The 26,525-nt window shown below is 38.7% G+C and carries 36 protein-coding genes and 1 rRNA gene; 5 read left to right on the plus strand and 32 right to left on the minus strand.

What is annotated here, in order from left to right:
* The 3 genes from AC1TPB_RS20380 to AC1TPB_RS20390 form a co-directional block, all read right to left on the minus strand.
* Positions 1 to 201, minus strand: a 16S ribosomal RNA gene (locus tag AC1TPB_RS20380); the annotation flags it as partial.
* Positions 202 to 503: 302 nt separating this feature from the next.
* Positions 504 to 725 (minus strand): hypothetical protein, encoded by a 222-nt coding sequence (locus tag AC1TPB_RS20385; RefSeq protein WP_482064425.1) that lies wholly within the window; start codon positions 723 to 725, stop codon positions 504 to 506.
* Between the two features lie 118 nt (positions 726 to 843).
* Positions 844 to 1,470 (minus strand): stage II sporulation protein M, encoded by a 627-nt coding sequence (locus tag AC1TPB_RS20390; protein WP_482078223.1) that lies wholly within the window; start codon positions 1,468 to 1,470, stop codon positions 844 to 846.
* A gap of 132 nt (positions 1,471 to 1,602) precedes the next feature.
* On the opposite strand from AC1TPB_RS20390, the gene pdaB reads away from it, so the two are divergent.
* Entirely contained in the window at positions 1,603 to 2,400 is a 798-nt protein-coding gene (pdaB, locus tag AC1TPB_RS20395; RefSeq protein ID WP_482078224.1) for a polysaccharide deacetylase family sporulation protein PdaB, read from the plus strand.
* 26 nt (positions 2,401 to 2,426) lie between these two features.
* Here pdaB and AC1TPB_RS20400 read toward each other — a convergent pair whose 3' ends face one another.
* A complete protein-coding gene (locus AC1TPB_RS20400; protein WP_482064428.1) occupies positions 2,427 to 3,053 on the minus strand; it encodes a KinB-signaling pathway activation protein in 627 nt (208 codons plus the stop codon).
* Between the two features lie 341 nt (positions 3,054 to 3,394).
* On the opposite strand from AC1TPB_RS20400, the gene gerD reads away from it, so the two are divergent.
* Entirely contained in the window at positions 3,395 to 4,063 is a 669-nt protein-coding gene (gene gerD, locus AC1TPB_RS20405; protein ID WP_482078225.1) for a spore germination lipoprotein GerD, read from the plus strand.
* 194 nt (positions 4,064 to 4,257) lie between these two features.
* Here the strand turns inward: gerD and AC1TPB_RS20410 are convergent, their stop codons facing one another.
* The 4 genes from AC1TPB_RS20410 to AC1TPB_RS20425 all read right to left on the minus strand — a co-directional run bounded on the left by AC1TPB_RS20410 (position 4,258) and on the right by AC1TPB_RS20425 (position 8,653).
* Positions 4,258 to 5,346, minus strand: coding sequence for an Mrp/NBP35 family ATP-binding protein (locus AC1TPB_RS20410; RefSeq protein WP_482078226.1), 1,089 nt, complete (start codon positions 5,344 to 5,346; stop codon positions 4,258 to 4,260).
* Between the two features lie 104 nt (positions 5,347 to 5,450).
* On the minus strand, positions 5,451 to 6,206 hold the full coding sequence (gene cwlD / locus AC1TPB_RS20415) for an N-acetylmuramoyl-L-alanine amidase CwlD (RefSeq protein ID WP_482064431.1): 756 nt from the start codon (positions 6,204 to 6,206) through the stop codon (positions 5,451 to 5,453).
* Between the two features lie 358 nt (positions 6,207 to 6,564).
* Positions 6,565 to 7,725: a sulfate adenylyltransferase gene (sat, locus tag AC1TPB_RS20420; protein ID WP_482078227.1), complete on the minus strand. Its 1,161-nt coding sequence runs from the start codon at positions 7,723 to 7,725 to the stop codon at positions 6,565 to 6,567.
* A 232-nt stretch (positions 7,726 to 7,957) separates the two neighbouring features.
* Positions 7,958 to 8,653: a phosphoadenylyl-sulfate reductase gene (locus AC1TPB_RS20425; protein ID WP_482064433.1), complete on the minus strand. Its 696-nt coding sequence runs from the start codon at positions 8,651 to 8,653 to the stop codon at positions 7,958 to 7,960.
* A gap of 192 nt (positions 8,654 to 8,845) precedes the next feature.
* Between AC1TPB_RS20425 and AC1TPB_RS20430 the strand changes: the two genes are divergently transcribed.
* Positions 8,846 to 9,343, plus strand: a complete 498-nt coding sequence (locus AC1TPB_RS20430) for an NUDIX hydrolase (RefSeq protein ID WP_482078228.1) — start codon at positions 8,846 to 8,848, stop codon at positions 9,341 to 9,343.
* An 18-nt stretch (positions 9,344 to 9,361) separates the two neighbouring features.
* Here AC1TPB_RS20430 and rpsI (AC1TPB_RS20435) read toward each other — a convergent pair whose 3' ends face one another.
* The 6 genes from rpsI (AC1TPB_RS20435) to AC1TPB_RS20460 all read right to left on the minus strand — a co-directional run bounded on the left by rpsI (AC1TPB_RS20435) (position 9,362) and on the right by AC1TPB_RS20460 (position 14,662).
* A complete protein-coding gene (rpsI, locus tag AC1TPB_RS20435) occupies positions 9,362 to 9,436 on the minus strand; it encodes a 30S ribosomal protein S9 (protein ID WP_482078266.1) in 75 nt (24 codons plus the stop codon).
* A 979-nt stretch (positions 9,437 to 10,415) separates the two neighbouring features.
* Positions 10,416 to 11,144 (minus strand): Fic/DOC family protein, encoded by a 729-nt coding sequence (locus AC1TPB_RS20440; RefSeq protein ID WP_482078229.1) that lies wholly within the window; start codon positions 11,142 to 11,144, stop codon positions 10,416 to 10,418.
* Between the two features lie 3 nt (positions 11,145 to 11,147).
* On the minus strand, positions 11,148 to 11,342 hold the full coding sequence (locus AC1TPB_RS20445; protein WP_482078230.1) for an antitoxin VbhA family protein: 195 nt from the start codon (positions 11,340 to 11,342) through the stop codon (positions 11,148 to 11,150).
* 249 nt (positions 11,343 to 11,591) lie between these two features.
* A complete protein-coding gene (locus AC1TPB_RS20450) occupies positions 11,592 to 11,879 on the minus strand; it encodes a hypothetical protein (protein ID WP_482078231.1) in 288 nt (95 codons plus the stop codon).
* A 282-nt stretch (positions 11,880 to 12,161) separates the two neighbouring features.
* A complete protein-coding gene (locus AC1TPB_RS20455) occupies positions 12,162 to 12,656 on the minus strand; it encodes a hypothetical protein (RefSeq protein WP_482078232.1) in 495 nt (164 codons plus the stop codon).
* Positions 12,657 to 12,706: 50 nt separating this feature from the next.
* Entirely contained in the window at positions 12,707 to 14,662 is a 1,956-nt protein-coding gene (locus AC1TPB_RS20460) for a DEAD/DEAH box helicase (protein WP_482078233.1), read from the minus strand.
* Between the two features lie 304 nt (positions 14,663 to 14,966).
* Here AC1TPB_RS20460 and AC1TPB_RS20465 point away from each other — a divergent pair, with 304 nt between their 5' ends.
* Complete coding sequence (locus AC1TPB_RS20465; RefSeq protein WP_482078234.1) at positions 14,967 to 16,154, plus strand: site-specific integrase; 1,188 nt, start codon at positions 14,967 to 14,969, stop codon at positions 16,152 to 16,154.
* A 102-nt stretch (positions 16,155 to 16,256) separates the two neighbouring features.
* Here AC1TPB_RS20465 and rpsI (AC1TPB_RS20470) read toward each other — a convergent pair whose 3' ends face one another.
* The 3 genes from rpsI (AC1TPB_RS20470) to truA all read right to left on the minus strand — a co-directional run bounded on the left by rpsI (AC1TPB_RS20470) (position 16,257) and on the right by truA (position 18,287).
* Positions 16,257 to 16,649 carry a 30S ribosomal protein S9 gene (gene rpsI, locus AC1TPB_RS20470; protein ID WP_482064435.1) on the minus strand — a complete coding sequence of 131 codons (393 nt, stop codon included), beginning with the start codon at positions 16,647 to 16,649 and terminating at the stop codon, positions 16,257 to 16,259.
* Positions 16,650 to 16,669: 20 nt separating this feature from the next.
* Positions 16,670 to 17,107: a 50S ribosomal protein L13 gene (gene rplM / locus AC1TPB_RS20475; RefSeq protein WP_482064436.1), complete on the minus strand. Its 438-nt coding sequence runs from the start codon at positions 17,105 to 17,107 to the stop codon at positions 16,670 to 16,672.
* 454 nt (positions 17,108 to 17,561) lie between these two features.
* A complete protein-coding gene (truA, locus tag AC1TPB_RS20480; RefSeq protein WP_482078235.1) occupies positions 17,562 to 18,287 on the minus strand; it encodes a tRNA pseudouridine(38-40) synthase TruA in 726 nt (241 codons plus the stop codon).
* 68 nt (positions 18,288 to 18,355) lie between these two features.
* Between truA and AC1TPB_RS20485 the strand changes: the two genes are divergently transcribed.
* Entirely contained in the window at positions 18,356 to 18,619 is a 264-nt protein-coding gene (locus tag AC1TPB_RS20485) for a hypothetical protein (RefSeq protein WP_482078236.1), read from the plus strand.
* Here the strand turns inward: AC1TPB_RS20485 and rplQ are convergent.
* The 15 genes from rplQ to rplF all read right to left on the minus strand — a co-directional run bounded on the left by rplQ (position 18,585) and on the right by rplF (position 26,522).
* Positions 18,585 to 18,950, minus strand: coding sequence for a 50S ribosomal protein L17 (gene rplQ, locus AC1TPB_RS20490; RefSeq protein WP_258203642.1), 366 nt, complete (start codon positions 18,948 to 18,950; stop codon positions 18,585 to 18,587). The two genes, AC1TPB_RS20485 and rplQ, sit on opposite strands and share 35 nt — an antisense overlap.
* A 51-nt stretch (positions 18,951 to 19,001) precedes the next feature.
* Complete coding sequence (locus AC1TPB_RS20495; protein ID WP_258203643.1) at positions 19,002 to 19,946, minus strand: DNA-directed RNA polymerase subunit alpha; 945 nt, start codon at positions 19,944 to 19,946, stop codon at positions 19,002 to 19,004.
* Between the two features lie 127 nt (positions 19,947 to 20,073).
* The gene (gene rpsK / locus AC1TPB_RS20500) at positions 20,074 to 20,469 is read right to left on the minus strand and encodes a 30S ribosomal protein S11 (protein WP_482064438.1); all 396 of its coding nucleotides are present in this window, start codon (positions 20,467 to 20,469) and stop codon (positions 20,074 to 20,076) included.
* A gap of 19 nt (positions 20,470 to 20,488) precedes the next feature.
* Complete coding sequence (gene rpsM, locus AC1TPB_RS20505; RefSeq protein WP_482064439.1) at positions 20,489 to 20,857, minus strand: 30S ribosomal protein S13; 369 nt, start codon at positions 20,855 to 20,857, stop codon at positions 20,489 to 20,491.
* Positions 20,858 to 20,877: 20 nt separating this feature from the next.
* A complete protein-coding gene (gene rpmJ, locus AC1TPB_RS20510) occupies positions 20,878 to 20,991 on the minus strand; it encodes a 50S ribosomal protein L36 (RefSeq protein WP_015253313.1) in 114 nt (37 codons plus the stop codon).
* Positions 20,992 to 21,035: 44 nt separating this feature from the next.
* Entirely contained in the window at positions 21,036 to 21,251 is a 216-nt protein-coding gene (gene infA, locus AC1TPB_RS20515) for a translation initiation factor IF-1 (protein ID WP_015847200.1), read from the minus strand.
* A gap of 1 nt (position 21,252) precedes the next feature.
* Entirely contained in the window at positions 21,253 to 21,531 is a 279-nt protein-coding gene (locus tag AC1TPB_RS20520) for a hypothetical protein (protein ID WP_482064440.1), read from the minus strand.
* Positions 21,532 to 21,542: 11 nt separating this feature from the next.
* Entirely contained in the window at positions 21,543 to 22,301 is a 759-nt protein-coding gene (map, locus tag AC1TPB_RS20525) for a type I methionyl aminopeptidase (protein ID WP_482064441.1), read from the minus strand.
* A complete protein-coding gene (locus AC1TPB_RS20530; RefSeq protein ID WP_482064493.1) occupies positions 22,301 to 22,951 on the minus strand; it encodes an adenylate kinase in 651 nt (216 codons plus the stop codon). Before AC1TPB_RS20530 ends, map begins: the two co-directional genes overlap by 1 nt.
* A 90-nt stretch (positions 22,952 to 23,041) precedes the next feature.
* Positions 23,042 to 24,337, minus strand: a complete 1,296-nt coding sequence (gene secY / locus AC1TPB_RS20535; protein WP_482078237.1) for a preprotein translocase subunit SecY — start codon at positions 24,335 to 24,337, stop codon at positions 23,042 to 23,044.
* Positions 24,338 to 24,778, minus strand: coding sequence for a 50S ribosomal protein L15 (gene rplO / locus AC1TPB_RS20540; protein WP_482064443.1), 441 nt, complete (start codon positions 24,776 to 24,778; stop codon positions 24,338 to 24,340).
* A 59-nt stretch (positions 24,779 to 24,837) separates the two neighbouring features.
* Positions 24,838 to 25,017: a 50S ribosomal protein L30 gene (gene rpmD, locus AC1TPB_RS20545; RefSeq protein ID WP_482064444.1), complete on the minus strand. Its 180-nt coding sequence runs from the start codon at positions 25,015 to 25,017 to the stop codon at positions 24,838 to 24,840.
* A 13-nt stretch (positions 25,018 to 25,030) separates the two neighbouring features.
* Positions 25,031 to 25,528: a 30S ribosomal protein S5 gene (gene rpsE / locus AC1TPB_RS20550; protein WP_482064445.1), complete on the minus strand. Its 498-nt coding sequence runs from the start codon at positions 25,526 to 25,528 to the stop codon at positions 25,031 to 25,033.
* A gap of 24 nt (positions 25,529 to 25,552) precedes the next feature.
* A complete protein-coding gene (gene rplR, locus AC1TPB_RS20555) occupies positions 25,553 to 25,921 on the minus strand; it encodes a 50S ribosomal protein L18 (protein WP_482078238.1) in 369 nt (122 codons plus the stop codon).
* A 58-nt stretch (positions 25,922 to 25,979) separates the two neighbouring features.
* Positions 25,980 to 26,522 carry a 50S ribosomal protein L6 gene (gene rplF / locus AC1TPB_RS20560; RefSeq protein WP_482078239.1) on the minus strand — a complete coding sequence of 181 codons (543 nt, stop codon included), beginning with the start codon at positions 26,520 to 26,522 and terminating at the stop codon, positions 25,980 to 25,982.
* Positions 26,523 to 26,525: the final 3 nt, after the last annotated feature.

Genomic DNA, 26,525 nt, shown 5'->3' on the forward strand with positions numbered 1-26,525 from the left:
ATCATGCGATCAAAACGCGTATCCGGTATTAGCATCCGTTTCCGAATGTTATCCCAGGCTTATAGGCAGGTTACCCACGTGTTACTCACCCGTCCGCCGCTGAGTTTGAAAGAAGCAAGCTTCTTGCAAACTCCGCTCGACTTGCATGTATTAGGCACGCCGCCAGCGTTCGTCCTGAGCCAGGATCAAACTCTCCATTAAGGTGTTGTTTGACTTGCTCAATTTGTTTCGCTTGTTATTAACAACTTCACGGGATGAAATTGTTAATGGCAGTTCTTACTCGTTGTTCAGTTTTCAAAGATCAATGTGAAAATATCAAAGCGTTTCTCATTTACTTATGTAAGTTTGATTCGCATTTTGTTTTCTTCGTGTGTCTCGCAATCTCTCGCGGCGACAAGAAATAATATATCATAGGGGCTGACTATAATGCAACCCCTTTTTAAAACTTTTTTTATTTTTCTTTTTAATTTCTTTAGAAACCCTTATATATCAAGGGATTTCAGCTACCTTTGCGAACGGACATTAAGTACGTATTTCGATAATTGCTTAGGCGATGCTATTCTGGCATACATTCTAAAGATAATTTTATATCTGTTTGTAATTGATTTTCTTACTTCACCGTCTAATCTGGAGTCTCCAAGATCAAATAACATCTCATCTAACTCCTTACGCAATACATAATCGAATTCTTTACACTCTCTCTCGTTAAATAACATTCCAAGCATTCTGTTAGCTCCTTCTTCATTCTATACCGAAAAAACATACAAAAAAGACGATGACAATCATCGTCTTACAGTTATGCTCATATTTAACTTTTTTTATTACCTCTATGCCACCATCATTTTATAAAGTTAATAACCACAGCGTTAATGTACTTTCAATAATCGCAGCTACAAATAGAACAATCGTTATATAGACTGCCATTACACCACTTCGCTTCAACGTTTCTTTATAAGTAACTCCGATACTATCTAATTTACTATGATCCGTTATTAGCGCACCCATTGTACTAAATAATAATCGACCAAGTCTTAATCCGTATGCACCCGCTACGATCAGTGCTGGTATTTCCAATATTCCATGTGGCAATAAGCCTTTGAATATAAGATCCCACACACTAACATCCATAGTCCCGTCCAATGAAAGCTGAATAACAAATCCAAGAATCATTCCATTAACAACTAAGAAGAAGATCGGTAACAGTCCAAAGAATGCTCCAAGAAAAATAACCAATATTGATTTAATCGCATTATTGAAGAAAATTACTGCCATAAACGTTAATGTCGGATTACTACTTCCATTCATCTGATCTGCTAATTCACCTATAGCATCCATTTGCATCATAAGAAATTCTCGAAAAGCATCATTGGTCGCACCAATATACATACTTACCCCAAATAATATTGAAGCGACGATGATATGAGGGACTGTGATGCGTAAATCCTGCCATACTTGTTTTAATCGAAACATTTTTCCACCTCTTTATTAAAAACTCAGAATATCTTTCTGGTACGAGCATAGATTGTACTAATTAGGTATTAGCCAAGCCTACTTCCATTAGGTAAGACAGCCACGGCCGAATAGAGAGGAGAATTATCAATTATGAATTCATTTTTTGTATTTACAGCCAGCAAAATAAAAAAGTACTTTTTTTTAACGATCGCCCTTGTATTTGCTGTAGGTGTCATCTACTCCGAACGTGATAACATTACCGTTTTTGCTCCACAGCAGACCTTTGCCATTTACAATGTACCCACTGACAAAAATGTTGTTGCTCTTACATTCGATATTAGCTGGGGGGACAAGCGACTTGAACCTATTTTAGAAGTTCTAAAAGAAAAAGAGGTGAAGTCTGCTACATTCTTTGTTTCTTCCGTATGGAGTCAATCACACCCCGAACTTGTGAAAAAAATTCAAGATGCTGGATATGAAATAGGAAGTCATGGTCATAAGCATGATAATTACTCTACACTAACGGACGACGAAATTCGTAGTCAAATTACAACGGCTCATAGCATTATAGCAGATGTAACGGGCAAAGCACCTAATTTGATCCGCTTACCTAATGGTGATTTCGATAAACGTGTATTAAAAATTGCTAGCGAATTACAATATCAAGTCATTCAATGGGATACAGATTCTATGGACTGGCTAAGCCTTGGTACCGATAAAATTGCTGATCGTGTCATCAGTAGAGCGCATCCTGGTGATATTATATTACTTCATGCTAGCGATTCAGCTACGCAAACCCATCTCGCACTGCCCATTATTGTCGATGAACTCCGCAATAAAGGCTTTGATTTCGTATCGGTGACTGATCTCATTACACAAACAGAATCGCAAGGTGATGCTGTTACAAGCTCATCAGTTTCATCAAGCAAACTTTTAAGCGCGCAATAGATCAACTTGCGATTCATATTAAATGATTATGATACTGCTGAGCCTGGTGGAATAACTACAGGTTCGGCAGTTTCTTTTTTCGTTAATGTCGTCATTAAGTAGTTTTGATAGAAATTACATACAAACAACGGCAGCACCATAAAGATAACAGTCGTTACATTCGTTTCACCTTGCAAAGCTGGATAAGCTTCAATCGATGTTACAACATACATAAGAAACAATGTAGGAATAAATGCCGCTCGCTTCGTCTGCTTTACTTTGAAATACGCTACCACCAGTGCCATAATCATCAACACTAAAGGCATTACCCAGAAGAACCAATCATTCGTTCTATCTTGATACAATACATAACCAAGCAGAAAAGCTCCAAAAAGTGTGGTGTACCCTTGTAATGCGTTCCATAAATATTTCTGACGGAACATACTTAGCGCAATAAAGTTTAGCGTTAAATAAGCGAAAAAGCCCATTTGACTGAAAGCACCAATCATAATTCCCGCAAGAAACATCATCAATAAGTTAAAACCCGTTCCTTTGAGACCAATGATACCGATATCTTGATCTGTAAAAAGCATAATTGCTCCTTGAATCATGCAAACAACCGCTCCAATAGCCATTGTGCTCCAAAATAAGAAAAACCATTTTTTCAGTGTCACTACCGATATTCCTCCTGAACGTTAGTCAATATAACCTTTTCACTGTATTTTACCACGTATCCAGAAAAATGCTAACTAAGTGCATGATAAAAGCGTGAACTTTGTACATGCTATAATTAAAGGTTGGTTTAATAATGGACTTTGATAACGATGTGAAGCTATGTAGCTTAGTCCACATCGAAGATGAAGCGAACTTGGAAAGTACGGTTCGCATGTACCTACCTACTGACGTACATTTGCGCTTCCGCCTTTCTCAAGTAACGCCCCATCTTCTCGGTTCTGAAAGCCCATTTTTAATCCTTTATTGTAATTAATAGACATCTTACAAGGGAGTTTTCACTATGCGACATTTCATAGCCTTACTATCAACGCTGACTATATGCTCGTTTATAACGACAAGCTGCAGCTCTGGCGGTGGCGAATCCCAACAAATGAATTATAAAGATATGAAATCAATGGTCATCGATATTTTGAAAACAGAAGACGCGCAAAAGGCTTTACAAGAATCCGCCTCAGCCCAATCGGGATATACTGCGCAAAGCTCAACAATGCTTAATGTGCAGGATCAAGAAAAAATCAAAACAGCAGTCAAAGATGTCATTAGCTCTCCCGATTACGATAAAGTTATTAAATCATTAATGACTGACACCCGCTTCGCAGGTGAATTTGCTAAAGCTGTTAATGAAATGAACAAGGATCTACATGAGCAATTAGTGAAGGACCCGCAATATCAGGAAGGACTTATTGCCGCATTTGAAAGCGAAGAGATGCAAAAGGTAATTTTGAAAGTACTTAAGGGTAGTGAATACCGCAAGGAACTAATGAGTCTTATGCAAGATTCCCTGCAAAATCCGATCTTCCGCCTTGAGCTATTAGAGCTCATGAAAAAAGCGGTTGCTGAGGAATTATCTGCGGAACCAAAATCAGGAGGAGACTCTTCGGGTGGAGATTCTTCAAGCACCTCCAACTCTTCATCAGGTGATTCGAGCAAGAAGGAATCCAGTTCCTAGTCTGAGTAGATCAATCGTAGCAATCAACTATATATACGATTAAAAATTATTCAAACAAAAAATCGCTACCTTGTACAATGGGCGTCATGCCGAACCATTGCTACAGTAGCGATTTTTTGTTTATTCAATAGAATATAGATCGATTATAAATGCACGTTCAAAAAACGGACTTTCGAAGCCGAGAAGAAAAAATATTACTTAGCCTCACAATGCGTAACCACTTTTCCGGCAAGTTCATCATATAGCTGTCCAATCATCGTCTCTGCCGCATAGACACTTGGAGAGAAGTTAGGATCGAGCGGATGATTATCAGGCACTCCAAGCGGGATTTGCGCAAGCAAATCGCAATGTAGCGTTTCTGCTAGCTTACCTCCTCCACCTCTACCGAATACATACTCCTTCTCGCCTGTTAACGCTGATTCAAAGTAAGACATATTCTCAACAACGCCAATAATTTCATGCTCCGTCTTAATCGCCATTGCACCCGCTCTAGCTGCAACAAATGATGCCGTAGCATGTGGTGTTGTAACAATAATCTCTTTACTATGCGGTATCATCTGATGAACATCTAATGCGATATCTCCTGTACCTGGCGGAAGATCTAGCAGTACATAATCAAGCTCGCCCCACTCAATTTCCGAGAAGAAGTTACGTAGCATTTTCCCAAGCATCGGCCCTCTCCATACGATCGGACTATTATCTTCAACAAAAAATCCCATCGATATTACTTTCACGCCGAAACGTTCAACCGGAATGACCCGCTCATTAATCACTTCTGGACGTTCTTCTATTCCCATCATATCTGGAACGCTAAAGCCATATATATCAGCATCGATGATGCCTACTCTTTTCCCTTGTCTAGCTAATGCCGTTGCTAAATTTACCGTTACAGTAGACTTTCCAACTCCACCTTTTCCTGAAGCAATCGCAATAAATTGAACATTAGGCTGCTCTGTTAATAATGTACTCCCCATATTAGCAGCATGACCTTGAACAGGTTGCGTTGCCCCGTTGCCTGCTTCTACCGTTTTTTCAGGCGCTGATCCCGCTGGTGCAGCTCCCTCACGAAAACGGCAATATACTGCTGCAGCACCGCTTGTTTGTAGTATATCGAACAAAGCAGCTTCAATCGCAGGCTGCTGTTCTTTCACAGCTCCGATTACCGTAACGGAAACTTGATTGTTTTTGACCATAACATCTCTAAAGCTTATAGAATGTGCACCGTATTGTGTAGCGAGTACATTTTCAATGATTTCAATCGCTTGCTCTCGTAATAATGTCATGACTATTCCCACCTTTATAGTTATACGCTAACAGATTACTCTCTATAGCATAGGCGGTTTACAACAAGAAGTGAAGTACTCCGTGCAAACTTTTCTACATTCATTCAATCTTTTTTGCCTTCTGTCTCATACTGCAATATCCCTTTATAAATGGATGCCGCTACCGTGCGTTGGTACTCGGCATCTACCAGTAAGTTAGATTCTCGCGGATTAGAAAGGAAACCCACCTCAACTAATGCCGAAGGTAATTCCTTCATCGCCTTCAAAATATAGATCGTTTCTACAGTAGCCGCGGATCGCTCCGTATTTTCAAGATTATACTTCAATTGTTGTTGAATACTGATCGCTAGTTGCTCACTTTCTTTCGTCCCTGTCTTATGATAGAACGTTTGCGCCCCATACCACTTCGCTGATGGAATACTGTTCATATGTATACTAATTAGCATCTCAGGCTTAGCATCCTGCAGCATCGCTACCCGCTTCATCAAATCTTCCGTTTTACGCCGACTATACGATCTTGTCTCATCCTGCGCTAGATCATAATCCCCCTCTCTAGTCATAACAACGATAGCTCCTGCTTCTTGTAAATAATCACGCAAATATAATGCAATTGATAAATTCAAATCTTTTTCAATCGCTCCTTGCTTACTCACTGCCCCACCATCCGCTCCACCATGACCAGCATCAATGGCAATCGTCATACCTGATAAGGGCATATTCCATGTCGTCCAAGTACTACTTTCAGGAATTACTCTCGTTAGAAAAAAGATTAAAGCTACAACTAACAACGCCCCCATACCTAAGCGAAGCTTCCCTTTAGGCGTAAGCCACACAATTAGCCTTCGACGAAATATAGACATAGAAAAACCACCTCATAGCGATATTCATAGTATTGTACAAGCTACTGCTAAGTATGTACTCTATGTATATGGGACGAGGTGGTCATTTATTCTTGTATAGGTAGTTCAAAAAATGGACTTTGATAACGATGTCTTGCTAACGTAGATTATTCGACGTCGAATATGAAGCGAACTTGGAAAGTACGGTTCGCGTGTACGTAACCATGTACACTTGCGCTTCCGCCTTTCTCAAGTAGCGCTCCATCTTCTCGATTCTGAAAGCCCATTTTTTGAACCTTTATTATAAGCTTCGATCGTTGACCGCTTGTGTACTCGTACCGTACACGTTGCTGGGTCTTGCTTCGTAATAGAAGCGAACTTATGTTGTTACACTCATGCCTTCGATCAAAATTTTAGCAACTTCTGGTCTAGAAAATTCTGGTGGTGGGCATACGCCATCACGTAGCATTGCTCTTACTTTAGTTCCTGATAACGCCAAATGAACTGAACTGTCATGCGGACATGTCTTAGTCGTCGCCATATTGCCGCAACTCTTACAGAAGAAGCTATGTTCAAAGTATAGCGGCGTAATGTCTAGATCCTCTGCTGGAACAGAACGTAGTAACTCTTGCGCTTCATATGTACCGTAGTAATCGCCTACACCTGCATGATCACGACCAACGATAAAATGTGTACAGCCATAGTTTTTACGGACAATCGCATGGAAAATCGCTTCACGAGGCCCTGCATAACGCATCGCTGCCGGGAACACGCCTAAGAATACACGATTTTCCGGATAATAATTTTCAAGCAGTGCTACATAACTCTTCATACGTACATTGGCAGGAACATCATCAGACTTTGTCTCTCCGACAAGTGGATTCAAAAATAACCCGTCAACAATTTCCATTGCTGTTTTTTGAATATATTCATGCGCACGGTGAACTGGATTTCTCGTTTGGAATCCTACAACGGTTTTCCAGCCCTTATCAGCAAATATTTTTCTTGTGTCTGCTGGGTCATAATAATACTCGTCGAACTTCTCAGGTACTGGGCGATTCAATACCGTAATTTCACCGCCGACATACGTGCCACTACGTTCATACAGCTTTTGCACACCAGGATGCTCCAGATCGGCTGTCTTGAACACTTGCACCGCTTCTTGCTGTTGATCAGCTGTATAGATGCTAGCCACATCGATAATACCATAGATCACAGCATCTTCACCTACAAGTGCGGCTTGCTGACCAACAGAAATAGCAGCTGCCTCCTGCTCATTGATCGATAATGTAATTGGAATACTCCATAGCGTACCATTAGCCAAACGCATCGTAGTAACAACCGATTGATAATCCGCTTCATTCATAAAGCCTTTTAGTGGAGAGAAAGCACCTACTCCGATAAGATCCATATCTGAAATTGCCCAAGTGCTAACAGATATTCTCGGTAATTGAGCAGCAGCAGCAAGTAATTGCTCACGTTCTTCTCCTTCAATTACCCGATTAACAAGCTCTCCACCATGTGGTTTAATTTGCGTCATTATTATTTCCTCCTAAAACTTTTTGTAACTTCCTGAACTGCTTCTTAGTAACAAAAAGTGGCATCGAAAGCATTAGCTTAACTTTTCATTAGCTTCCTATATATCTTCTTCGAATGAAAAGTTACTTCAAAAGCATTAACCTAACTTTTCATTAGCTTCTTGAGTAACTTCTCTGTAATGAAAAGTTACTCAAGAAGTAGCAGTCAAAATTGTCGTACTAGTGAAAAAAAACTTATTTATGAAGACCACATTCTGTCTTTTCTTGGCCAGACCATCTACCTGCTCTAGGATCTTCACCAGGCAATACTTGACGAGTGCAATACTCGCAACCAATGCTCGGATAATAATTATCATGCAGTGGATTATAAATTACATTGTTATTACGAATGTATTCCCATACATCTTCATTCGTCCAATCAGCGATCGGATTAAATTTAACTAAACCGAATTTAGTATCATATTCAATTTTCTTTGCATTTGCACGAGTAGGAGCTTGATCACGACGAATTCCAGTAATCCAAGCCTCATACTGTGTTAAAATGCGCGTCAATGGCTCAACTTTACGAATATTGCAGCATCCCGTTGCATCCGTCTTCCAAAGCTCAGCTCCATGTTGTTCCGCTTGCTCCTCAGGAGTTATCTTCGGACTTACTTTAACAAATGGAATACCAGGATAACGTTCCGTCAAACGGTCTTTCGTCTCATAAGTTTCTTTGAAGTGAAAGTCTGTGTCCAAGTAGAAAATATCTGTCTTTGGACTTACCCTTTGTAGCATGTCAACTAGGACAACATCTTCCGCGCCAAAACTACATGCAAATGTAATATTCGGAAACGTTTCTACAGCGTATTTGATGATTTCCTCTGGAGTAGCACTTTCCAATTCAACAGCCTTCAATGCAATTAATTGTTCCTTCTCAATTAAATTCATAGTATTCCCCTCGCTTATGTTGTATTAAATTACAGCACGATATATAAAGTATAGCTTTTTCTATAATTGACTTCAATAACTATTGATAACAAATTTTAACTTTGCGCAATAAAATACTTTTATCAGTAATGAAATGAGCCGCCGAGCGCTGTTATAATGATATAAGTTGATAATAGAGAGGACTATTGAAACATGTTGAAATATACCATTTGTTTTATAAGAAGAGGCAATGAACTTTTATTATTGAATCGTGTGAAAGCCCCCAACATGGGCTTATGGAACGGCGTAGGAGGGAAAATAGAGCCCTCTGAGCAGCCTATAGATGGCATTATAAGAGAGATCTATGAAGAGACTGGATTACGTGTTGAACAGGTGCAAGTAGCAGGAATTGTAAAGTGGATTAGTGCTGAAGGTGAATCTGGAATGTATTTATACTATTGTGAACTACCCATTGACACAGTATATGCAACACCAATCGAAAAAGATGAAGGGATATTAGCCTGGAAATCCATTGATTGGGTACTCGACCAGCGCAATTATGGCGTAGTCGATAATATGAAGCACTTCTTACCACATCTACTAGCGGGAAATTTCGAATGCGAGCATAGATTCACCTATGATCAGAATGACATTGTTCAATATGAATGTCGTGAATTAACGACAAAAAAGCTCTCAAGCAGCAATGCTTGAGAGCTTTTTCCATAAATATTAACGTTTTGAGAACTGAGGCGCACGACGAGCTCCACGAAGACCGTATTTTTTACGTTGTATAAGGCTGGGTATTTACCTATTTGTATAGCTATTCATGAACATTGATAATACAGTGACTATGAATAGTTTTTATATAGAAACTTGTATAAACTTGCCTATATTTATATATTAATTACATTCAGTTTACATTTAGTAACCATAGATTACATTCAATAATTAGTGTTCGTAATCATTACAAGTTATTTAATATTTTGGCTATGTTAATCTTTAATGTTGATTTTCGACCAAAGTAAAATTGCCCTTTAGAGAGCGATTTTTAAAATATCGTTCTATTCAATTCTAATAATTTAATTCAAATAAATAAATCAAGATTTAATAATATATACGTTAATATTACAATATTCAAACAAGTAACACTTATACCTCCGATAAGGTAACCTTTAAATACTTTCTTTTTCTTTTTCAAATAAAGGATAAGTGGTAACAAATATACCCATTGATAAAAACCAACAATTAGATTGTTATAAACGAAAACACCCGAATCAATGATATTAATTAACACTAACCCATATGCAGCAAAATAAAAAACGATAACATAGATAAAGGTTAAGCAAAAACTTGTAATAAACTTTTTGTTTAACATATTTCACAACCTTTCTTGAAATCAAAAAACATTCTCACGGTTGTTTTTCATGATGGATATCAAAAGTGTATTGCAAAGTACGGGTTTTATAGCCTATGTGTACTTGGTAATTCAAAGAATAGAAGATGTACGGCGAAGAGTATTGTTTGTATCTCTATCAGAAAAGAAACAAGAAGCGACCAGCATGTTTTTCTTATTCGACGTTGTGTTCTCCTACTCCTTGCTGTCTAAATAACGGGACGATCAAGCGAGCTAACTCCATAGTATTAACGGAATGTATAGTATTTATACTGGGTTTAATAAAATTGTAACCCCGGGCATCCTATTGCGTTTTTTAAGATCATGCAACGAGTTGCTACAGAATAAGATTTTCACAGAAAAAAAATGAGCCTATTATAAATAGTAGACTCATTTTTCTTCTTCTGTTTTCGTGTAAAATGGTTTTTCTTCATAATTACTTACATCATGTTCCCCTATATATCGATATTTTTCATTTTCCTCTTTTTCTTCTTCGATAGAACTTGTTTCATTCGTTTTCTGACTTAGAGCATCTTCAATAAATTTCTGTATATATTTAGGTTCAGGAGCTTCATTCACAGCAGCCATTACTAAAGCGTCTCGTAAATAACCAGGACGATTCGAAAGTAATTCTTCGTTAAACTGTAGTCCCTGTTTATCGGAAAACAGCTTCACAAAAATAGAAACAGCGCGTGTATTTCCTTCACGATACGGATGAACACGCCAAATATCAGTCATAAATTTTGAAAATTGGACTGGTAATTGAGGATTATCTTGTGTCCAATCAATAGTAGTAGCCCACTTAAATATAGCTTTTAAATCTTTTTCAATACACGTAAAATGACTATAAATAACTGACAATCCACATAGAACTCTTTCATCCTTATAAATATCAATTGTCCGAAATTCCCCTGCCCAACTGTATAGATCCTCGAATAAGAATTTATGGATTACTTTCAGACAGGAATGATCATTAAAGTTTAAGTTATCTGTAATGGAATCAATATCTAAGATTCCTGCAATTAATAATTGCGCTTCAATTTCAATAAGTTTCTGTTCATCTTTGATGTCTGGCTTATTAATTAAAATGGACGATTGGGGATAAACGTAGGGATCCATATGTCAATTAGTAACCCTTGTGTATTCCTGTAGAATTCTTTGTTTAACTTGACGAGAGGTTAACTGACCACTTTCGTATTGTTGTAATAAATCACGAGTAAAAGCAGTTGGCTTACCACCATCAATAGCAGCCATTCCAATAGCAAATCGCATTCGTTTTTGACGTTCTGGCTTTGAAATAAATTTCTTATCTCTCATATTAATGCAATCCCCCTTTATCGCGTTCCTTTATTGTATTATAGCATATAGCCAGTGATGAAGATCGCTCAATATTATATGCTAATTATTCACTATTGGAACGCTATTAATACTCCTAATGTATATACTACTCAATACTTAACTAGAGCGGCTATCTATAAATGAAACCAGTTTCTTCTAATACCCTTCCCACAATTGAATCATTTGAACGGTTATTATGTTGAAAATAAAATATATTAACAATAACTACTATTCACTAAAATAACATGTTAGACGTAAGCCATAAGTATCCTTTAGGTAAGAATCAGTTGCCAGAATTATTTGTTTCATTGAATCTGTAATTTTCATTATCGAGACTCCCGGCTGAACAATTGAAATTTCAAATTCTGTTTCAAAACCAGATTTCACCATCTTTTTCAACATATGCAGTGTTTGTAAGTCTCCCTTCTCAAACCGAGTTTCATCATAATTTCTCTGTCTTAAATTTTCTCGTTCAATCATTCTTTGAACAATTTCTAAGACATTATCATTCCACATAATTGATTTTTCAGCTTGTCCACATACTTCATATAGGTCTGAAACACGAGCACCAGGATTATCTCCGTGTGAGTATTTACAATGATACAGATGAAATGCGATTTTTCGATGTTTTATATCAATTTTGATCGAAACGGCATCTGCAATTTCTCCCGACCCATCATCATCAAAAATAATATCTGAAGTCTGATCTACAATATTATGTATCGTAGCGTATTGAATTGAATCAGTCTTTCTTCCTCTTCCTTGAGATTCAGATTTAATATCTACTCCTAATCCATTCTAGTCGATAGCAATAAAAGAGTCTGGTGGCAATTCTATTCCACTTCTTGGTCTGATTACTGTTTTTAAATTTTCTTGGACTATAATAATAGTTCCATCGGTTTGTATAAACGATATTTCCGGTGAATATTCGTACAAATAATCAGTCATTTTAACAGAATTATTACCGTATTTGACTCTTAGATCCTCACCTTCGATTTGCCGAAAACTATATGAGCTCTCATTAATGATCTGCTCAAAGATATATTTTCTTTCATTTATCCAAAATTCAAATTGGAGGTTTCCATTAACTAAAACAGGATTCTTTAAATCTGTTTGAAAGAACGGAAATACTTTTTGTTCCTTAGAAATATACAACTGTTTTGTATAGGTACTGGAAACTTCAATTGTTTCTGGCAACAATATTTTATAAGGGACACCTTCTGGAAATGTCTTAATAACTTCAAAAGTGAGCGAATTTTCTAATATATTATTCGTATCAATAGTACCATCCAATACCTTCCTCCCTATATTCTGACACCAACCTGTCCAAAAGTTGATCCGTTCTACCCAACGCATCCAGACTTTCCTTTATATGAACAACCAATACTAATGCGCCCCCCATCTTGATATCCATAACCGAATAAATTAGATTTTGTCGAACCAGACACAACTGCCTCACTAATCCCCGACTTAATATCAGTCCCCGCAAACATTCTAAAACTAATCCTTCCGCTAGGTTGTTGCTTCAATCCCAAAGTTCCAATCAACAATCGGTTAATTCCATCTAAGCTTCTATATATTAAATCTCCCTTTATTGCTATTGCTTCGGGAAACATACTTTCCACAAGTTTATTTCCTTTTCCAGCATCAGTTTCGTTTATATGAATGATTCCATTTTCTTTATCAAAAAACAATACAAAAAAGTCATAATCATATTGCACTATATCCTTTTGATCTGACCAGACTACTTTTGTTTCAATTTCCTCAATGAAAATGTAAACAGAATCTACTTCATTTATTAATTGTGTAGTCCTGTCTGTATCCAAGACTTGTTTCCATCCTTCTACAAAAGTTATTTCTGAAGGATACCGAAACATTCGTGTACTTATTTTCATCTTTAGTTGGGATAAATCTATCTCTTTCACATGGCCTTTTTCAAACTTGCCAATGAATTCGCCGAGTTCAACTTCTTTATCGATAGCTTGATGTGAATGTATATTAAGAAGTTGATTCCAATCAGAATCTTGACGATATAACTCTTCAATAGATTCCTTCAAGTCGTCAATTACCACATTTGTAATGAGCTTGGCATTGCCTAAATTATTTCCACTCGTTCGAGCGAATCGTCCAATGAATTGAAGTGTAATCGGAAGCGATTTATATTTATCATGAATTGCCGCAATTTTCAGTGTTGGGATATCAATACCTTCACCAAACATATCAACACATACAACAATTTTTGCTTTACCATCTTTAACTTGATTCAAGTATTTGTTTCTCTGCACAACGGGAATACCAGTGTGAATTATTACGGGATTATACTCTTTATATTGAGAGTATATTTTTTCATATAATTCATCAGCGCGCTTACGGCTTTTCGCTCTCGCCAGAAGTACATGTTCGTATCCTTTTTTCAAATCTTCACCCAAATGCTGAATTGCAATTTTCGCTATCTCTTCATCAGACTTTCGCTCGTCAAATTCCTGTATTGGATAAAAGTCGATTGGCTTGAAATATCCAGCTTTTTGTGCTAGTGCCAAACCATAATTAAAAATAATTTTACCATCAACCTTTTTCCCATCATTTCTAAATGGAGTTGCAGTAAATTGTAGAATCTTCTTTCCTAAAAACTTTTCTCTTACTGTTCCCCACTCGGGAGCTCCGAGATGATGTGCTTCGTCGAAGATTACAACTTCAACTTTTTCGATTAGTTTATCCCAAACAGATGATTGCATTTTTTTAATCATACCGGCGGTTGAAATAATTATATTAGCTTCCTCAAGTGCAGCAATCATAGTAATTTCATCCTCGCCTTCTACTTTTGACTTATAAAGAAAAGTAGTTGAAAAAATAATTTCATCCGAGATCATTTCTAATTTCGGAAGTATACCGAAATGCCTCGCACCTTCAAATATTTGTTCCCTTAAGAGATTAGACGGTACAATGATTAGTGTCGAAGAAATTCTTTCAGAAATAATCGTAGCATACATTGTTTCTGATTTTCCTGTTCCAGTAGGTAAGACAATTGTTGCTGGAGAATTTGATGTCGCCCAATGTGTACGAATTGCAGATAATGCTCCGAATTGAGGTAAACGTAAACCAATCTCATCTTTATTTCGAGATACTCTCTCCTGATAGGACACTTTCCAACTATTAATAATTTCTTCTCGACTGAAGATTTTACCCTCATTGTCCGTACAGCGACTTAACCTATTCTCACGACCAATTATTGAAATTATCTTTTTATACTTTTTCAAACGATCTCTCCTTTCTATTACAAAATACACATCCAATTTCATTGACTATTTTATAACAACGCTAATGAATTTCTTTTATTCGAATCCTTTCAATTTTCATAATTTATCACTTCATCTAGTAAACTCCTGTATATTATGCCTACACATCATTATTATGTAAAAAGATCTAATACAATCAATACTTGCATTCAATTTCACTGGACTTTATACCTAGTATAACATATAAGAAAATTGAATTTTCTAAAATCTTCTACTGTTCTAAATAAAGACTTATAATTGATTTTTTCTAAATAATTATATACAATACATCTCGTCTTACTATCATAAATAAAGGAGTTTACTACTATTGGCTTCATACAAAAGGTATCAATCAAAACTAGGAGTACGCTGGCTAGTTCAAATTAGCTTAGGGAAAGATCACATGGCTGGGAAATATAAAAATACTACTAGAAGGGGATTCAAAACAAAAAAAGAAGCAGAAGCAGCTACCAGAGAAATTCTCATCAGACATTCCAATGGATTATTTTTAAGTCGACATAACATTACCTTTGGAGAAGTGTATAAAGAGTGGATCGTATCAGAAGGAAAAAGATTGAAGCCGTCCACACTGAACAGTAAAACTGCGAAGTTCAAAAAACATATCCTACCGTATTTCTCTACGTTACACATACAAAATATTAATGCAAAACACTGCCAAGATTTTATCGATCAACTTTCTTCACAAATCTATTCCTTCAAAGAATATGGAAATCAGTTGGACTTGTTATTTCGATACGCTATCAAGAAAAAAGTACTAATAGATAACCCCATAAAGTATATTATATATCCGAATAACCTCAACGATCATCTATACAAACAAGAAAACATAGATGTTCAATATTGGGAAAAAGATATGTTAAAGAACTTTTTAATTATATGTGAAGAGAAACTAAACTTTAGGGAATATGCTTTATTTAGAACATTATTATTTACTGGAATCAGAAAAGGGGAATTAGGTGCACTTCATGAAAATGACATTAATATTGATGAAAGGACCCTTACTATTAATAAGACGCTTTTTTGGGAAAACAAAAAATATATTTTGCTCAGCCCGAAAACTAAAAATTCTAGAAGAGTTATTTCTCTTGATGAAAAGACATTTGAAGTTCTTTTAAAATTAATAAAATTGAATAATGGGCTGAGAATTGAACACGGAAATCCTGAAATCGAACAATTTTTATTCCCCAGGATTACAGACTTAAAGCCAATTCGATTAGCATATCCAAATGAATTATTAGAATCTGTATGTAAAAAATTCAAGATAAAAAATATAAGCGTTCATGGGCTAAGACATACTCATGCTTCAATGTTATTTGCGGCCGGAGCTCGAATGAAAGATATCCAGATGAGACTCGGACACGCAAGAATTGCAACAACTATGGATACCTATACTCATCTTACAGAAAGAAGTGATAGCCATATAAATCATCTTCTAATTGAATATCTAGATGCAACGAATCACGAGCCCAAAAGATACGGTAGTGAATGTAATTGAAACAATTACATTCACTACTCATTTAGAGCACTCATTTTTTCATGAAAAAACCCATTTGGAGACATGCTCCAAATGGGCGTAACCCTTGATACAACAGGGATATTAACGTTTTGAGAACTGAGGCGCACGACGAGCTCCACGAAGACCGTATTTTTTACGTTCTTTCATACGAGGGTCACGTGTTAAGAAGCCTGCACGTTTCAAAGATGGACGTAGTTCAGCATCTACTTTAAGTAGAGCACGAGAGATACCATGACGGATTGCTCCCGCTTGACCAGACATACCACCACCATGAGTTAATACTAGTACATCGTATTTTTCCAATGTATCAGTTAAGTTCAATGGTTGTTTAACGATCAGCTTAAGAGTTTCCAAGCCGAAATATTCGTTGATGTCGCGTTTGTTAATAATGATTCGTCCTTCACCCGGCACAAGACGTACGCGTGCAACAGAGTGCTTACGACGACCAGTTCCATAGTATTGCACTTGAGCCATGAAACATGTCCTCCTCTTTATTACCCGCGAAGTTCGTAAACTTCAGGGTTTTGTGCTTGATGTGGATGTTCCGCACCTGCGTATACTTTAAGTTTTAATTTCATTTTGTTACCAAGACGGTTCTTAGGTAACATACCGTGTACTGCTAGTTCCATCATACGTTCTGGTTTTTTAGAAAGCATTTCACCAGCTGATGTTACTTTAAGTCCACCAGTGTAACCAGAGTGACGGTAGTATTTCTTGTCAGCCAATTTATTACCAGTTAAAACGATTTTGTCAGCATTAATAATGATAACGAAATCTCCAGTGTCAAGATGTGGCGTGAACTGAGGCTTATGTTTACCGCGAATTAGCGCTGCTGCTTCGCTGGCTAGACGTCCAAGAGTTTTTCCCTCAGCGTCAATTAGAAGCCATTTACGTTCAACTTCATTAGCCTTAGCCATATAAGTGGTACGCATCGATGTTCCTCCTTGATTCAAATACATTCTTCTTTTTTATAACAACGGAATCGTGTGATTCTTCATTCACTATTGAAAATTCAGTCGTACTTCTCAGTCGGGGCTGTGGGATAGCCACTAAGAAAGCACAAGATATATTATACTACAAGCCCATTGAATAATCAAGTGTTTTTCCTTTGGCAATCGCGATATTATCGCAATTTCCTCACTACATTAGACAGAAAGTATTTCCAGTAAAAGTTAGACTCTAGGTAAATACTATCGTGTAATAGTCATTTAATTAAAGCCAATCTATCTGAAAAGTAAGCGTCTAGTCGACTGATTGTAAGAGATTTTTCAAGAACGAAGAATAATGCGGTCCTTTTGTCAGTGGGGCTGGGTGAACACTAGTTAATATAATCTAGCATATTAGAAGTTACATATAACTAGTTAACGTTATTGTACACGTAACGAGCTAATCTGTATAGCTTACATCTTTGAGCACAAGTCCAATGGATAAAGCCGTTGGTCCTGCGAGACTTCGCTCACAGCCATCTAATATAGCTAGCATATCTTCTGGTTTACGTTTGCCATGGCCGATTTTCAGGAGAGTTCCTACAATAATTCGAACCATATTATACGTAAATCCATTTCCAGTTAGTTCTATATCAATAAATGGTCCATCTACCAATAGCTTTGCTTCATAAATGATACGAACATGATGCGGCTTAACCGATCTTGTTGACGTAAATGAAGTAAAGTCATGTGTACCAACAATATAGGATAATGCCTGTCTCATCCAGTCACTATGAAGTGGCAGAGGGACATGCAATCGATATTGTCGTCCGAATAAGTCGGGAAACTTTCCATTGTCGATGCTATATCGATATGTTTTACGCTTCGCACAATGCCTAGCATGAAAATCAAGCGGCATTTCTTTAGCTTCTAGTATAATAATATCATCTGGAAGCTTCGTGTTCATCGCAATCGCAAATCGATCAATTGGAATTTGTGATTCCGTAAGGAAATGAAAAACTTGTCCGCGAGCATGTACGCCTGCATCAGTTCGACCAGAAGCATGAATATCAATATCTTCCCTCGTTAGAATATTCAGTACTCGCTCAATCTCGCCTTGCACTGTTCTACCTTTGGGTTGATTCTGAAATCCATTATAAGCTGTTCCATCATAACTAACCTTCATACAAATATTTCGCATCTTATGTCTCATCTACTTCCTGAATCTGCTTTCCATTCTTGATCTAACTTAAAATGAAGGTTCAAAAAGCGGGCTTTCAGAACCGAGAAGATGGAGTGCTACTTGAGAAAGGCGGAAGCGCAAGTGTACGTACTTGGTACACGCGAACCGCACTTTCCAAGTTCACTTCATATTCGATGCCGAATATGCTACAGCACATACGCATCGTTATCAAAGTCCACTTTTTGAACTACCTCAACCTCGCAAAAAAAGGTGGCCTCGTAAGGTCCACCCTCTTATCTACTAGCCACGGTCAACTAATTCTAAGTAAACCATAGGTGCAGCGTCACCACGACGAGGTCCTAATTTAAGAATACGTGTGTATCCACCGTTACGCTCTGTATAACGAGGTGCTATTTCAGAGAAAAGCTTTTGAATAGCATCCTTCTCACCGTCAACAGTTTCACGACGAACATAAGCAGCTACTTGACGACGCGCATGAAGGTCGCCCTTCTTCGCTTTCGTAATTAGTTTTTCAGCGATTGAACGAACTTCTTTCGCTTTAGCCTCAGTTGTTTGGATACGCTCATATAGGAACAAGTCAGTTACAAGATCACGGAAAAGAGCTTTACGTGCACTTGCATCACGACCTAATTTTTGATATGCCATTTTGATTTCCCCTCCCTTGCTGTTTTCTTCACTCTAATGGCTAAGGTTCAACTATTCATCCATGCGCAAGCCAAGACCTAGTTCTTCAAGCTTCTCTTGAACTTCTTCTAAAGATTTACGACCAAGGTTACGTACCTTCATCATATCTTCTTCCGATTTCGTAATAAGCTCTTGAACGGTATTGATACCTGCACGTTTCAAACAGTTGTAAGAACGAACAGAAAGATCAAGCTCTTCGATAGTCATCTCCAGCACTTTCTCTTTCTTATCTTCTTCTTTCTCAACCATGATTTCCGCATCTTTAGCTTCATCCGTTAATCCAACGAACAAGTCCAAATGCTCTGTCAATATTTTAGCTCCAAGGCTTACAGCCTCTTCTGGACGAATACTACCGTCTGTCCAAACTTCAAGCGTTAGCTTGTCATAGTTTGTAACTTGACCTACGCGAGTATTCTCTACGCTATAATTAACACGAGTAATGGGCGTGTAGATTGAATCTACAGGAATGACGCCTATCGGTTGATCATCGCTCTTGTTCCGATCCGCTTGCACATAACCACGTCCGCGGTTAGCGAAAATTCTCATATGCAAACGAGCACCGGATGCCAAAGTCGCAATGTGAAGATCAGGGCTCAAAATCTCGACATCGCTATCAGCACGAATATCACCAGCTGTTACGATACCTTCACCGTCAGCATCAATTTCTAATACCTTTTCTTCATCCGAGTGGATTTTTAGCGAGAGTCCTTTCAAATTCAGGATGATTTCAGTTACATCTTCAATCACTCCTGGAACTGTAGAAAACTCATGCAGAACACCGTCGATTTGAACAGATGTTACTGCCGCGCCAGGCAAAGAAGATAATAAAATTCGACGAAGCGAATTTCCCAGCGTAGTGCCGTATCCGCGTTCTAGCGGCTCAACAACGAACTTACCATAAGTACCTCCGTCGCTTACTTCTACGGTTTCGATTTTCGGCTTTTCGATCTCAATCACTAATAGTACCCTCCTTCAAACGTCGCTCCGTTACCTAAGTCGTTATTATGTCAAACCTCGTAGTATGCCAAACCTTCACAACCATTATTCACAGATTGTTTCCATTTGATACCACCAAGTCTACAAATTATACGCGACGACGTTTTGGTGGACGGCATCCGTTATGCGGAACTGGTGTAACGTCCTTGATCAAGTTAACTTCCAAGCCAGCAGCTTGAAGCGAGCGAATAGCCGCTTCACGTCCTGCACCAGGACCTTTAACACTAACCTCAACCGTTCTCATACCATGCTCCATTGCAGCTTTAGCAGCAGATTCAGCAGCCATTTGAGCTGCGAAAGGCGTACTCTTACGAGAACCTTTGAAACCCATACCGCCAGCACTTGCCCAAGAGATCGCATTACCATGTGGATCTGTGATCGTCACAATAGTATTGTTAAATGTGGAACGGATATGTGCAACGCCAGTATCGATATTTTTCCGATCGCGACGCTTAGTACGAACGACTTTTTTTGCTTTAGCCATTATCGTTTATCCTCCCTTCTTATTTCTTCTTGTTAGCTACAGTACGACGAGGACCTTTACGTGTACGAGCATTTGTTTTAGTACGTTGACCGCGAACTGGAAGACCACGACGGTGACGAAGACCACGGTAGCAACCAATTTCAGTTAGACGTTTAATGTTTAGAGAAATTTCACGACGTAAGTCGCCTTCTACTTTAACTACTTTGTCGATTTCATCACGAATACGACCAAGCTCATCTTCTGTCAAATCGCGAACACGAGTGTCCGGACTAACACCAGTAGATGCTAGAACTTTTTTAGAAGTCGTGTTGCCGATACCAAAAATGTACGTTAAAGAGATTACAACGCGTTTATCACGCGGAATATCTACACCAGCTATACGTGCCATTGATTAGTTTCCTCCTCCTTTTATCCTTGTTTTTGTTTGTGTCTCGGATTTTCACAAATGACCATTACATTGCCCTTACGACGAATGACTTTGCATTTCTCGCAAATCGGCTTTACAGAAGGTCTTACCTTCATTGTGATTACCTCCCGAATCTTTCGTCTCATAGACTATTGCTAATCTATTTACGATAGGTGATGCGCCCTCTTGATAAATCATAAGGCGATAACTGAATAACAACTTTGTCTCCAGTTAGAATGCGAATAAAGTGCATTCTTAATTTCCCAGATACATGAGCAAGAATTTGATGCCCGTTCTCAAGCTCAACCTTAAACATAGCATTAGGCAATGGTTCGATTACCGTACCTTCAACTTCAATTACATCTTCTTTAGCCATATTAACTCTCCTTTCCATGTGCATACTTCTCTATAAAATAACGTAACTTTGCATTAGTAACTTTACCTGATTCCTGCAAGCTGATTGCGACCTCCTGACAAATGACGGGTAGCAGCTCGAGATGCAGAACGTTTTTTTTCTTTGGTTGATCGAATTTGCGTTTTCTGCCATCAGCAATTTTGACAAAGCGCTCATCGAGCACTTCAATTACGATCGCATATCGCTCTTCATCTTTACCTCTGAGTACTTTGATTAACTGTCCGATTTGTACTGGCTTCATTGTCGTTACCTCTAATTCTGCCCAGGCAATTTGGTCAATATCTCAAATCCGTCCTCCGTTACAGCTACTGTATGCTCAAAATGAGCACACCAGGAACCGTCCCGAGTTACAACTGTCCACTTATCTTCGAGTGTCCGAACGTATCGTTCACCCATAATAACCATAGGTTCAATAGCTAGCACCATACCCGGCTTTAGCCGCGGACCACGATCAGGAATACCGTAGTTTGGTATTTTTGGATCTTCATGAAGTTCCTTACCAACACCGTGTCCTACATATTCTCTAACGACGGAATATCCCGCTGCTTCGATTACCCTCTGGATGGCGTGTGATATCGTATAAAGTCTAATATCAGGCTCGATTAGTGAGATTCCCGCATAAAGCGATTGTTCACCTATCGTCAGTAATTGTTGTACTTCAGATGTAACTGTTCCGACCGGGTAGGTCCAAGCAGAATCACCATGATACCCTTCATACTGAGCGCCAATATCAAGACTAATTATATCACCCTCGTTCAACTTACGTGAACCTGGGAAACCATGCACTAGTTCGTCATTTACTGAAGCACATACGCTGGATGGGAAACCATTATAACCTTTAAATGATGGAATTGCACCTTGACTTCGAATGTACGTCTCCGCAATTGCATCGAGTTCACCCGTCGTAATTCCTGGCTCAATCGCTTGAACCATGAATTGATGAGTCATGGCAACAATTCTCCCTGCTTCTCTCATTAATTGCAGTTCCGAGTCGGATTTGCAAATGATCATTACAAGGAACCTCTTAAAGTTGAAATGATCTCAGCTGTAACAAGATTGATATCTTGTTCACCGTCAACCTCGCGCAGCGTACCTTGTTCAGCGTAGAAGTTCAACAAAGGAGCTGTTTTGGATGTATACTCATCCAGACGAGTTCCCACTTTTTCTTCTGTATCATCAGAACGTTGATACAGCTCTCCAGCGTCTTTATCGCATACGCCATCGACTTTTGGAGGGTTGAACATTACGTGATAAGTAGCTCCACAAGATTTGCAGATGCGACGTCCAGTTAGACGAGCTAATAGTAGGTTGCGATCTACACTCAAGTTAACAACATGATCAATTGTACGGCTAAGCTCTTGCAACATGCCGTCAAGTGCTTCAGCTTGTTGCAATGTACGAGGAAAGCCATCAAGCAAGAAGCCGTTTTGACAGTCAGCTTGCGCCAGTCTTTCTTTCACAATGCCGTTAGTAATCTCGTCAGGAACGAGTAACCCTTGATCGATAAATTCTTTCGCTTTCAGACCAATTGGCGTGCTTTGTTTCATCGCTAGACGAAAAGCATCCCCAGTGGAAATATGCGGAATATTAAATTCCTCAACGATTCTCTCCGCTTGCGTTCCTTTGCCGGCTCCCGGAGGACCCATAAATAGAATATTCATCATTAAGTTCCTCGCTTTTAAGCACAATAGGTCCGTTAGGGCACCGCCTAGCTTAATTGCCGGAGCGGCAACCCGTTGTCGAACCTGTTGTTATTTATTGATAAACCCTTTGTAGTGGCGTTTGATCAATTGGCTTTCAATTTGCTTCATCGTATCAAGTGCAACACCAACAACGATTAGCAATGAAGTACCACCAAGCTGCACGGAAGTCGGCAATCCTGCAAGTGATCCGAAAAGCACTGGGAAGATTGAGATAACCGCTAAGAAAGTTGCTCCTGCCAAAGTAATTCTAGTTAGAACACGAGTCAAGTAAGAAGATGTTGGTTTACCAGGACGAATACCTGGGATGTAGCCACCATTTTTCTTCATTTGATCCGCCATTTGAACTGGATTAATTTGTACGAATGTGTAGAAGAATGTGAAACCGACGATTAGAAGAACATATAATACCATCCCAAGCGGTTGGTCATAGGTCAAGTTCTCGATAGTCCAGTTAGCCCAAGCTTTTCCTGCCCAGAAGTTCGCAATTGTAACTGGGAACATAAGCAAAGAAATTGCAAAGATTACTGGAATAACGCCAGCGCCGTTCACTTTCATAGGAATATGAGTGGATTGACCACCATACATTTTACGACCTACTACCCGTTTCGCATATTGAACAGGAATTTTACGAATACCTTGCTGAATAAAGATAACTCCAACAATCATAAGTATTACTACTAATGCTATTAGAACTACATTAATATAATTCATGAAACCTGCATTAGATGCAAGTTGATCTTCATAAATTGTACGAATGTGACCTGGTAAACCAGCTACAATCGCAGCAAAGATAATAATAGAGATACCGTTACCGATACCCTTCTCTGTAATTTGCTCACCTAGCCACATTAAGAAAGCAGTACCTGCAGTCAAAATAATAGCTATAACTAAGTAATCTACAAAGTTTGCATTTTCAATGATCGTGATCCCATACATACGATTGAAACCAATCGCTGTAGCTAGACCTTGTACTAGACCTAAAATAACTGTACCGTAACGAGTGATTTGAGCAAGTTTTTTCTTGCCATCTTCACCTTGTTTTGACCACTCTGCAAATTTCGGAATAACATCCATAGACAACAACTGAACGATAATCGAAGCTGTAATATATGGTGTAATACCAATTGCAAAGATAGAGAAGTTGAACAAGGCTCCACCTGAGAACGTATTAAGAAGGCCGAACAAGTTATCACCTGAAGAACCTGCTGCTTTTAACGTCTCAGTATCCACGCCTGGTACTGGAATAAAGGCACCAATACGATAAATCAATAGTACAAATAGTGTGAACAGAATTCTTCTACGAAGATCCTGAACCTTCCATATATTGGACACGGTCGTAAACAATTAGATCACCTCGGTTTTACCGCCGGCAGCCTGGATTTTCTCCACCGCAGATTGAGAGAACTTGTTAGCTTTCACTGTAAGCCCTACGTTCAATTCACCATTACCCAAGACTTTAATTCCTGCTAGCGTATTTTTAATAACGCCTTTTTCAAGAAGAACTTCTGGAGTGATTTCTGTACCTGCGTCAAAGCTGTTCAAGTCTTGAATGTTCACAATCGCATATTCTTTACGGAACGGGTTGTTAAATCCACGTTTCGGTAAACGGCGATAAAGTGGGTTTTGACCACCCTCGAAACCAGGACGAACACCGCCGCCGGAACGAGCATTTTGACCTTTATGGCCTTTACCTGCTGTTTTACCAGTGCCTGAACCGATCCCACGCCCTTTACGCTTAGGCGTAAACGTGGAACCAGCAGCTGGTGCTAATTCATGTAATTTCATCGTTCGTGCACCTCCTTATATATTTCGTAACATTATCTCTACCTAGCTATTAGTTAAAATTAAACTTCTTCAACTTTAACCAAATGACTAACATGATGTACCATGCCGCGAATAGCTGGGCTGTCGTTAAGAACGACCGATTGACGAATTTTGCGAAGGCCGAGTGTTTGAACTGTTGCACGTTGTTTCTCGTTGCGGCCAATCAAACTGCGAACGAGGGTGATTTGCAATTTTGCCATCGATTTTCCCCCCTTAACCTAGTAGCTCTTCAACAGTTTTACCACGAAGTTTAGCAACGTCTTCAGCACGTTTTAGACGAGAAAGACCTTCTAACGTCGCGTTCACCATATTCATGGAGTTTGAAGAACCAAGTGATTTAGTTAAAATATTACCAACGCCAGCTAGTTCAAGTACTGCACGTACTGGACCACCAGCGATAACTCCAGTACCTTCAGATGCCGGTTTCAAAAGAACTTTACCAGCTCCGAAACGACCTTCAATTAGGTGAGGAATTGTTGTTCCTACAAGTGGTACAAGGATCAGGTTTTTCTTAGCATCTTCAATACCTTTGCGAATTGCATCAGGTACTTCGCCTGCTTTACCGATCCCTGCGCCAACGTAGCCTTTTCCGTCGCCTACTACTACAAGCGCACTAAAGCTGAAACGGCGTCCGCCCTTTACAACTTTGGAAACGCGGTTAATTTGAACTACTTTTTCAGATAGTTCTAACGTATTAGGATCTACACGCAAGTCGTTTACCTCCTTATTGATTGATTAGAATTTCAAGCCTGCTTCACGAGCTGCTGTAGCTAGTGCTTGAACTCTTCCGTGATATAAGTAACCGCCACGGTCAAATACTACTTCTTGAACACCTTTATCTAGAGCACGTTTTGCAATCAAATCGCCAACTTTAGTTGCAGATTCAACATTACCACCGTTGCCGATAGCAGCTGTTAACTCTTTATCTTTTGTAGAAGCAGACACGATTGTCACACCTGCTACATCATCGATTAGTTGAGCATAAATGTGTTTAGAAGAACGGAACACAGACAAACGAGGACGAGCTGCTGTTCCATTGATTTTTTTACGAACGCGGAAACGTCTTTTCAGACGAGCCTTGTTTTTATCAGCTTTTGTAATCATGCATGTACCCTCCTTTCCTTTGCCTTAAGACGCAAGTATAAGCGAGCTATAAAGCTGCTTATTTCTTCTTACCGGCTTTACCTTCTTTACGGATGATACGCTCACCTTCGTACTTAATACCTTTACCTTTATACGGCTCAGGTAAACGTACAGAACGGATTTGTGCGGCGATTTGCCCTACACGCTCTTTATCAATACCGTTTACAGTAATTTTAGTTGTACCAACAACCTCGAAATCAATACCTGCTTCAGGAGTGATTTCAACTGGGTGAGAGTAACCAACGTTTAATGTAAGTTTTTCACCGTTTTTAATTACACGGTAGCCGACACCGACAAGTTCAAGATTTTTCTTGAAACCTTCAGTAACGCCGTTAACCATGTTTGCAACAACAGAACGAGTTGTTCCGTGTAGCGAACGATGTAGTTTGTTATCGGAAGGACGTTCAATCACGATTTCAGTTTCAGTAATATTTACGATCATATCACTATGAAGCTCGCGAGTAAGCGTTCCTTTAGGTCCTTTAACTGTAATAACTGAGTTATCAAAAGTAACAGCAACACCTGCTGGTACTGGAATGGCTTTACGACCAATACGGGACATTGT

It is taken from the genome of Paenibacillus sp. Y951 (genome assembly GCF_056786395.1).

Coding starts and splice junctions, on each gene's coding strand:
- AC1TPB_RS20530 (WP_482064493.1), bottom strand. CDS start 22,951: ATGAATATTCTATTTATGGGTCCTCCGGGAGCCGGCAAAGGAACGCAA.
- rpsM (WP_482064439.1), bottom strand. CDS start 20,857: ATGGCACGTATAGCTGGTGTAGATATTCCGCGTGATAAACGCGTTGTA.
- sat (WP_482078227.1), bottom strand. CDS start 7,725: ATGACGCAAATTAAACCACATGGTGGAGAGCTTGTTAATCGGGTAATT.
- AC1TPB_RS20445 (WP_482078230.1), bottom strand. CDS start 11,342: ATGAGAGATAAGAAATTTATTTCAAAGCCAGAACGTCAAAAACGAATG.
- gerD (WP_482078225.1), top strand. CDS start 3,395: ATGCGACATTTCATAGCCTTACTATCAACGCTGACTATATGCTCGTTT.
- AC1TPB_RS20520 (WP_482064440.1), bottom strand. CDS start 21,531: ATGAAGCCAGTACAAATCGGACAGTTAATCAAAGTACTCAGAGGTAAA.
- AC1TPB_RS20425 (WP_482064433.1), bottom strand. CDS start 8,653: ATGAATTTAATTGAGAAGGAACAATTAATTGCATTGAAGGCTGTTGAA.
- AC1TPB_RS20440 (WP_482078229.1), bottom strand. CDS start 11,144: ATGGATCCCTACGTTTATCCCCAATCGTCCATTTTAATTAATAAGCCA.
- rplR (WP_482078238.1), bottom strand. CDS start 25,921: ATGATTACAAAAGCTGATAAAAACAAGGCTCGTCTGAAAAGACGTTTC.
- rpmD (WP_482064444.1), bottom strand. CDS start 25,017: ATGGCAAAATTGCAAATCACCCTCGTTCGCAGTTTGATTGGCCGCAAC.
- rpsK (WP_482064438.1), bottom strand. CDS start 20,469: ATGGCTAAAGCAAAAAAAGTCGTTCGTACTAAGCGTCGCGATCGGAAA.
- rplO (WP_482064443.1), bottom strand. CDS start 24,778: ATGAAATTACATGAATTAGCACCAGCTGCTGGTTCCACGTTTACGCCT.
- AC1TPB_RS20390 (WP_482078223.1), bottom strand. CDS start 1,470: ATGTTTCGATTAAAACAAGTATGGCAGGATTTACGCATCACAGTCCCT.
- AC1TPB_RS20385 (WP_482064425.1), bottom strand. CDS start 725: ATGCTTGGAATGTTATTTAACGAGAGAGAGTGTAAAGAATTCGATTAT.
- AC1TPB_RS20450 (WP_482078231.1), bottom strand. CDS start 11,879: ATGTGGAATGATAATGTCTTAGAAATTGTTCAAAGAATGATTGAACGA.
- AC1TPB_RS20460 (WP_482078233.1), bottom strand. CDS start 14,662: ATGAAATTGGATGTGTATTTTGTAATAGAAAGGAGAGATCGTTTGAAA.
- AC1TPB_RS20430 (WP_482078228.1), top strand. CDS start 8,846: ATGTTGAAATATACCATTTGTTTTATAAGAAGAGGCAATGAACTTTTA.
- AC1TPB_RS20410 (WP_482078226.1), bottom strand. CDS start 5,346: ATGACATTATTACGAGAGCAAGCGATTGAAATCATTGAAAATGTACTC.
- rplM (WP_482064436.1), bottom strand. CDS start 17,107: ATGCGTACCACTTATATGGCTAAGGCTAATGAAGTTGAACGTAAATGG.
- AC1TPB_RS20485 (WP_482078236.1), top strand. CDS start 18,356: ATGAAGGTTCAAAAAGCGGGCTTTCAGAACCGAGAAGATGGAGTGCTA.
- truA (WP_482078235.1), bottom strand. CDS start 18,287: ATGAAGGTTAGTTATGATGGAACAGCTTATAATGGATTTCAGAATCAA.
- rplQ (WP_258203642.1), bottom strand. CDS start 18,950: ATGGCATATCAAAAATTAGGTCGTGATGCAAGTGCACGTAAAGCTCTT.
- infA (WP_015847200.1), bottom strand. CDS start 21,251: ATGGCTAAAGAAGATGTAATTGAAGTTGAAGGTACGGTAATCGAACCA.
- cwlD (WP_482064431.1), bottom strand. CDS start 6,206: ATGTCTATATTTCGTCGAAGGCTAATTGTGTGGCTTACGCCTAAAGGG.
- map (WP_482064441.1), bottom strand. CDS start 22,301: ATGATCATTTGCAAATCCGACTCGGAACTGCAATTAATGAGAGAAGCA.
- pdaB (WP_482078224.1), top strand. CDS start 1,603: ATGAATTCATTTTTTGTATTTACAGCCAGCAAAATAAAAAAGTACTTT.
- rpsI (WP_482064435.1), bottom strand. CDS start 16,649: ATGGCTCAAGTGCAATACTATGGAACTGGTCGTCGTAAGCACTCTGTT.
- rplF (WP_482078239.1), bottom strand. CDS start 26,522: ATGTCCCGTATTGGTCGTAAAGCCATTCCAGTACCAGCAGGTGTTGCT.
- rpmJ (WP_015253313.1), bottom strand. CDS start 20,991: ATGAAGGTAAGACCTTCTGTAAAGCCGATTTGCGAGAAATGCAAAGTC.